The sequence below is a fragment of the Roseomonas sp. TAS13 genome, assembly GCF_001950415.1.
GTDB lineage: Bacteria > Pseudomonadota > Alphaproteobacteria > Acetobacterales > Acetobacteraceae > Roseomonas > Roseomonas mucosa.
This window is the reverse complement of the sequence record NZ_BDLP01000280.1, coordinates 1-5,926: the sequence shown is the minus strand read 5'-3', so window position 1 is coordinate 5,926 and position 5,926 is coordinate 1. Positions and strand designations below refer to the sequence as shown.

The following is a 5,926-nucleotide window of genomic DNA, read 5'->3' as shown; positions in this document are numbered from 1 at the left end:
TCGCCTTACGGTGGAGCTGTGCGTAGATGTGATCAAGAGACAGCGTCGCGGCCCATCCCGGGCCGCGCCTGGCCGGCCTCAGCCGCCTCGCCGACCGCTGAACGCCAGGATCAGCACCACGAACCCGATCGCGCCACACCAGCCGATCTGTGCCACCTCGCGCGCCTGCGGCCCGCTCGCCAGTAGCGCGCCCAGCACGCAGAACCCCGCTCCGGCGGCGAACCACGCTACCCCCGGCGGCAGCGTCCGCCGCATCCTGTCCAGCATCCCGGTTCTCCCGATCCGCGCGCCCCGAGCGTCGCACCGGCCAGTATGCTATCGGACCCCGAGGGAAGTCCCGTGCCTCGCCGCCTCGGGGCCGCCCCCCGCCAGACGGCGGGAGGCGGCCCGCCTGTGATCACCCGGCAGGGCGCGTGTAGTCGAAGCCTGGCCGCCCGTTGCTCATCATCGCTGGCGTGCAGTGCGCGTTCGGATTGTTCGCGCTCCGCCAGGGCTTCACCTTATCAGCTTCCAACCATCCGGGCTGCCCGTTCATGTGCAGGACCTGGATGAAGTTGCCTTCCTGCCTTCTCGGTGTCGCCACAATCACCGTCTCGGACGCGACGCCGATCTGTTTCGCGGTCGGCGATGGCTGATCCCGGATTGGCGGCAGATTCTCGAACACCAGCATCTGCTCGTTGGTCAGGTTGAGCATCATGCAGGAATAGCCCTGGATATGGCCGGTCACATGCAGGGAGCGTGGCCCCTGTTGTGCCGACGCCACGGCGCATAATCCAAGAAGGGCTGCTCCGATCAGCGGAGCGAGTGCAAACTTCATGTCTCAAACTCCTCAGATGCCGATCAGGACTGACTGATAGGCGGCATCGCCCATCTTGGCCGCCACCGAAGCGCGCCATTGCCCGACGGTCGTCGTGGAGGTGATGCCGTTGCTCGAAAGTTGTGAAGCGCTGTAGCTGCTTAGCACGTTGCTCATGAGATCGGAGCTGTCGGCCTGTGCAAGCTTCACCGTATACGCCGTTCCGAAATTGTACCCGCCCCGCACGTCCAGCACCGTGGGATTGCTGATCCCGGCCGCCTGCAGCTTTTCGGCATAGGAACGGAGAAGGGCCGCCGCCGAGATCGCTTGGTTCGCCGGGTCCATCGAACCGTCCACTCCGCGCTCGACCGTACCGGCCAGGCTCGCGTTGTAGCTCACCGCCTGTGTCAGGCCGCTCTCGAACGTGCTGTCCAGCATCTGGAACGCTCCCCGGATGCTGCTCCCCGAACTGGCCGACACGTTCTGGCAACCGCTCTCCACGAGGCATGTCGCCGCCAATGCCGAGGGGTTCACCCCCAGCGACGTCGCCGCCTCGCTCGCCGCCGTCCCCCAGGAGCGCGACGTCATCACGTCCAGCGCCGTGCTGCTGCCCGCCGCCGTCGCATCGCCACTCCCCGATCCCCCGTCGCTCGATCCGCTCCCCGTCGTCGACGCTGTCCCCTGGCTTGGCGTGATGCTGAACGAACCCAGCCCGATCTCCAGCACCCGTGGAATCACCTGCTCCGGCACCCCGTTCATCGTCACGGTGCCCGATTGCGCCAGCGCCACCCCCGCCGGCCCGGTGATCACCAAGGCCACCCCCAGCATCATCCCGGGGCTGTCCAGGCCCCCTCCGCCTCGATATCGCTTCATCGCCGTCGCCTCCTTCGCGACGGCGACCATCCTTCCAGACCCCCGTGCGAATGACGGTCCGTCCGGTCGCGACGATGGTTTCCCTCAGCGCGTCGGCGCCGCCGGCCGGGCTGGCGTGGGCGGCAGCCCACGCGTCAGGTGCCCCTCCATCCTGCACCACATCTCCCCGTTCTGCGCCGTCACCATCCGCTCCTGGCACCGCTGCACCGTGACCCCAAGCGCCGCAGAGTCCTGCCAGAACGAGATCAGGTAGCCCGCCAGGAACACCCCCACGAACGCCAGCGCCCCGCGCGTGTAGAACCCCGCCCGACGCCGCCGGTCGTAGGCCACCTCCTTGATGACCAGGCTCCCCCGCAGGGAATCCACGATCCCCGGCGCGACCTCCTGGACCATCCGCTCGATGACCCGCTTCCGCTCCACGTCGTTGGCCACCGCCGCGGCCTGTGCCTGCGCCGTCGTCGCGTTGGCCAGCCGGGTCGCCTCCCGCAGGCGTTCGAGTTCCTCCCGGCTCTGCACCTGCGCGGCCGCCACCACGCCACGCAGATCCTCTCCCATCCCCACGGCCATGCTGGCGAACGCCCGCTGCGTCCCCGCCATGGCAGCCACGAAGGCCGCCTCCGGGTGCCCGGGAATCACGTCGAGCGCATCGAGCGCTCGCATGAGCTCGCGTTGCGCGTCCTCCAGGTCCTCCCGCGCCCGTTGGCCGCGCTCGACCAGCCCCGAGACCGTCGATGTCTGCATCCCGTCCATCACTCGGCCGCCTCCGCGGGCGCCGGCGTCGCCACGGGAAGCCTCGGCAGCCAATCCGGATTGATCTCGCCGAAGAACGCCGGCATCGCCTTCTGCCACCAGGTCGCCACCCGCGAGCGGTCGAAGATCGAGGTCGGCGGGAACCCGGCCACCTGCTTCCCGTTCGCCGCGTCCGAGAAGCTCAGCCCCCGATCCGTCACCTGCGCCATGCAGCTGAGCGCCGGCATCATCACGACCTCGGCACCCTTCTTCATGGCGGCCTTGAAGGTCTCGTGCTCGTAGATCTTGCCGAAAGCGAACTCGGCGTTCCGGCCGGACTTCAGCAGCCCCCGGTTCAGCACCAGCAGCGTCGCCTCGGGGCTGAACATTCCCTCGCCGGCACAGTTGTTCAGGTAGTCCAGGTCCGCGAACTCGGACCCGAGCAGGTGGACCGCCACCGGCCGGATGCCTGCCGCCTCCAGCTGCTCGACCAGTTGCGTCTCCTCCGCCAGCTGCGTCAGCGCCGTCTCACCGCCGCCGACGTCCAGGATCGCGTCGTAACGCTGCTCGATCTGCTCCATCATCCGGCCCTCGATCCAGGCCATCGTGTCCTCGGCACCGCCCTGCGGGGCCGACACGGCCTCCCCGTCGAACCGGTTGAGCGTGTGCGTGCTGTTCGCCTGGTCGGCGTTCCACAACCGCAGGTCCGCCCCTCGTTCCTTGAAATACTGGCCGACCGCATTGAGAAAGGTGGTCTTGCCCACCCGCTGCCGGCCGATCGCGATCAGCAGCACGGGCTTGCGCCCGTCCTGCGGGGTCTGGTTCCGGGTTTTGCTCATCCTACTGGCTCCTGCCGATCCTGAGCGCCCGGTCCGAATGCCGGAGCCGTGCCCTCAACTTGTCCATCTTCGCCTGCACCTCGGGCGGAAGGTCCGCGTCCGCCGGCGCCGGCGTGGATGAGGTGCCACCGTCCGACGCGAACGGCGGATGCGATTTTGGCGGGATGGGGGGATCGGGTCGCCGCTCGACCCCCGGGGGCGGTTGGGTGGTCTTCGGCGAGCGGTTTGCCTTCCGACCTTTTGCTTTGAGCGGCCTGTCTGCGGCACGGCGGTCAGCCTCTAGGCATACACGGCCCCACAATTGGATCAGGGATGGCACGCTGAGCTTCTGGCCATGCTTGCCGACGACGCCGGCCGCATGAAGCTTCTCCTGGATGGTCTCCCATCCAGGCCGGTCCTGGCGGAGCACCTGGGCGAACTCGACATGCCGATCCAGCAGCCATTTGAAGGCTTCCGAGTGCCCTGGGGGCGGCTTCTCTCGGGATGCTCGTCGGATGGCTTTAAGCGTTGGGTCCTTCATTAGACAGACCGCCCCAAGAGACTGAGGCGTGACCGCACCGCGGCCGAAGCCTGCATGCCTCGCTCACGTCCGGTGCGTGTGGCCCTCACGTCAGCTTCACGTCCAGCTTCGATGGAACTCATTTCGGCGTTACGCCGGGACCATGTGGCGCTCACGCGGCGTGAAGGTGCCGCCAATGTCCGGTTAACGTGGAAAGTCAGAGTCCATACACCAATGCACCGATGGTGCGCGGGCCTGCGGCCCAATCCTCGCTCCGACACGTCGATACCTCCATTCGCAAGCCTCCCTGGCAGTCTCCCTCCCCACCAGAAGGAGGTCCGCCATGGACGAGCCACCCAACACCAATCCCTTGCGAACGGCCGGATCGGCGGAAGTCCTCCGCCGCCTCGATCACCAGGACACCGTCCTGCGCCTCCTCGGCGAGCAGCTGGCGGCCATCATCAAGCTGCTCACGCCGGCTCCCCAGGAGGGGCCCACCACCACCGAGATGCTCCAAGCCATCGTCGCCCTGCTCGGCGAGCACACGCCCCTGCTGCGCGATCTCGAGGGCCACGCCCTCAACCTCACGCGGGAGCTGCCCCGCCTGGTCGCCCACGAGGTCGTCCTGGCCCAGCGCTTCGGGGAGCGCCAGCCATGATGACCTTCCGCAAGCTCGCCGCCGCCAGCTCCGGCAAGCTGCTCCGCGCCTACTTCACCGAGAGCGCCCCCGAGCCGGCCTTCGATCCGGCGGTCACACCAGGGAAGCATCTCGATCCCGGCGGGCGGCTGACCGCCTACTACACCCGCCGCGACAGCCGGGCCTCCTGGCGGCCGGACATGCCCATGGCCATCGCCGAGGCCCTCGGCATCGACGTCTCCCGCATGCCGAAGGACGAGGCGCTCGACCGCCTGTTCGAGGCCAGGCGGGCCGATACCGGCGAGGCCTGGTCGGGCCAGAAACGCGAGATCAGCGCCCTCGACCTGACCCTCGCCCCGCACAAGTCGGTTTCCCTGGCCGCCGAGTTCGCCGCCACGCCGGCCGAGCGCGCCGCGATCTGGCACGCCATCGACCGTGCCAACGACGCCACCATGCGCTACGTCGCCGCCGAGCTGGGCTGGGCCCGCAAGGGACAGGGCGGCGCGCTGGGCGCCGACCCCGGGGCGGTCGGCTGGGTCAGCTTCCGCCACCACACCGCCCGGCCGACCGTCTCGGTCCGCGACGGCAAGGAGGGGGCCACCTACCTCGCCACGGTTGCCACCATGGACGGCGACCCCCACGCCCATATCCACAACGCCCTGTTCAACGCCGTCGTCACCGAGGACGGGCGGGTCGGCTCCCTCGACACCAAGGCGCTGACCGGGACCCGCCTGCACGAGTTCGGCGCCTACTTCCAGGCCCGGCTGGCGGACCACCTGCGGGAGCTGGGGGCGCGGGTGTCCTACGACCGCCAGCAGCAGGCGGTGGTGCTCGACGCCATCCCGCAGGCGGCCTCCGACCTGTTCTCCAAGGGCCGCCGGCAGGTCGAGCGGTCCGCCAAGGCCTACGCCACGAGCCAGGGCCTCGACTGGGACACCCTCTCCGCCGAGGGCAAGTTCAAGATTCTCGCCGTCACCGGCCTCGCCACCCGCCTGGAAAAGAACGGCCCCAAGGGCGACCGGGAGATCTGGCTGGCCCAGGCCGAGGCCATCGGCTGGAAGCACACCACCGTCATGGACGAGGTGGCCCACCCGAAGCTGTCGGACGCCGAGCGGTTCGACGCCGCCTACCGCTTCGCGGCCCGGCACCTCGCCACCGAGTTCCGCACCGCGGCGGTGATCGACCACGACAAGCTGCGCCTCTACGCCGCCCGGGGCCTGATCGGCACCGGCATCGCCGGCGGCACCGGGGACATCGACCGGGTGGTGGCGCTGATCGAGCGGCGCGGCATCACCCTGCGCGGCGAACAGGTCGCCCTCGTCGTCGGCCTCTCGGGCGACAAGGTGCGGGTGACCAACACCGCCCAGCTGCGGCTGGAGGAGGCGCTGCAGGCCGAGGCCCACCGGGCGGCGCGCGACCGCTCCGGCGCCCTGCCGGCCCGCGCCATCACCGCGGCGATCGACGCCGTCATCGGCGCCGGGCAGCTCGACCTCACCCGCGAGCCCGCCCATGCCGCCGCCCAGCGCGCGGCGATCTACGCCCTGGGCCAGGGC

Annotated in this window: 7 protein-coding genes; 2 read left to right on the top strand and 5 right to left on the bottom strand. The window is 69.5% G+C overall.

Going from position 1 to position 5,926, the window contains the following annotated elements:
- Positions 1–78 precede the first annotated feature (78 nt).
- The 5 genes from ROTAS13_RS18035 to ROTAS13_RS18015 form a co-directional block, all read right to left on the bottom strand.
- Positions 79–267, bottom strand: a complete 189-nt coding sequence (locus ROTAS13_RS18035) for a hypothetical protein (RefSeq protein ID WP_027297331.1) — start codon at positions 265–267, stop codon at positions 79–81.
- 130 nt (positions 268–397) lie between these two features.
- Positions 398–817 (bottom strand): hypothetical protein, encoded by a 420-nt coding sequence (locus ROTAS13_RS18030; RefSeq protein ID WP_027297332.1) that lies wholly within the window; start codon positions 815–817, stop codon positions 398–400.
- 12 nt (positions 818–829) lie between these two features.
- Entirely contained in the window at positions 830–1,699 is an 870-nt protein-coding gene (locus tag ROTAS13_RS26460; RefSeq protein ID WP_051544315.1) for a hypothetical protein, read from the bottom strand.
- Between the two features lie 54 nt (positions 1,700–1,753).
- Positions 1,754–2,410: a hypothetical protein gene (locus ROTAS13_RS18020; RefSeq protein WP_139323425.1), complete on the bottom strand. Its 657-nt coding sequence runs from the start codon at positions 2,408–2,410 to the stop codon at positions 1,754–1,756.
- An 8-nt stretch (positions 2,411–2,418) separates the two neighbouring features.
- Positions 2,419–3,192 (bottom strand): hypothetical protein, encoded by a 774-nt coding sequence (locus ROTAS13_RS18015; RefSeq protein WP_139323424.1) that lies wholly within the window; start codon positions 3,190–3,192, stop codon positions 2,419–2,421.
- A gap of 887 nt (positions 3,193–4,079) precedes the next feature.
- On the opposite strand from ROTAS13_RS18015, the gene ROTAS13_RS18005 reads away from it, so the two are divergent.
- Complete coding sequence (locus ROTAS13_RS18005; RefSeq protein ID WP_037251365.1) at positions 4,080–4,394, top strand: hypothetical protein; 315 nt, start codon at positions 4,080–4,082, stop codon at positions 4,392–4,394.
- Positions 4,391–5,926: MobF family relaxase (mobF, locus tag ROTAS13_RS18000; protein ID WP_171979142.1), on the top strand; the 1,536-nt coding region annotated here is incomplete at its 3' end. The genes ROTAS13_RS18005 and mobF, both read left to right, overlap by 4 nt.